We start from the raw sequence: 1,076 nt of genomic DNA on the forward strand, positions 1-1,076 counted from the left end.
AAAACTACCCTGACTGCTGCTATCACCACCGTTCTGGCTAAAACCTACGGCGGTTCTGCTCGTGCATTCGACCAGATCGATAACGCACCAGAAGAAAAAGCACGTGGTATCACCATCAACACTTCCCACGTTGAGTATGACACCCCATCACGTCACTACGCGCACGTTGACTGCCCAGGGCACGCCGACTACGTTAAAAACATGATCACCGGTGCTGCTCAGATGGACGGCGCTATCCTGGTTGTTGCTGCGACTGATGGCCCTATGCCACAGACTCGTGAGCACATCCTGCTGGGTCGTCAGGTTGGCGTTCCTTTCATCATCGTATTCATGAACAAATGTGACATGGTTGATGATGAAGAGCTGCTGGAACTGGTAGAAATGGAAGTTCGTGAACTTCTGTCTGCTTATGACTTCCCTGGTGATGACCTGCCAGTTGTTCGTGGTTCAGCGCTGAAAGCACTGGAAGGCGAGCCAGAGTGGGAAGCTAAAATCATCGAACTGGCTGGTTTCCTGGATTCTTACATCCCAGAACCAGAGCGCGCTATCGACAAGCCGTTCCTGCTGCCAATCGAAGACGTATTCTCCATCTCCGGTCGTGGTACCGTTGTTACCGGTCGTGTTGAGCGCGGTATCGTTAAAGTTGGTGAAGAAGTTGAAATCGTGGGTATCAAGGACACTGTTAAGTCTACTTGTACTGGCGTTGAAATGTTCCGTAAACTGCTGGACGAAGGTCGTGCAGGCGAGAACGTTGGTGTTCTGCTGCGTGGTATCAAGCGTGAAGACATCGAACGTGGTCAGGTTCTGGCTAAACCAGGTTCAATCAAACCACACACCAAATTTGACTCAGAAGTTTATATCCTGAGCAAAGATGAAGGCGGTCGTCATACTCCGTTCTTCAAAGGCTACCGTCCACAGTTCTACTTCCGTACAACTGACGTGACCGGTACCATCGAACTGCCAGAAGGCGTTGAGATGGTAATGCCTGGTGACAACGTGAACATGGTTGTTACCCTGATCCACCCAATCGCGATGGATGACGGTCTGCGTTTCGCAATCCGTGAAGGCGGCCGTAC

At 51.1% G+C, this 1,076-nt stretch carries 1 protein-coding gene; it reads left to right on the top strand.

The features are described 5' to 3' along the window. Positions 1–1,076 (top strand): elongation factor Tu (tuf, locus tag BS640_RS21815; RefSeq protein WP_139802858.1); only part of this gene is annotated, 1,076 nt, incomplete at both ends.

The organism is Rouxiella badensis (genome assembly GCF_002093665.1).
Lineage (GTDB): Bacteria > Pseudomonadota > Gammaproteobacteria > Enterobacterales > Enterobacteriaceae > Rouxiella > Rouxiella badensis.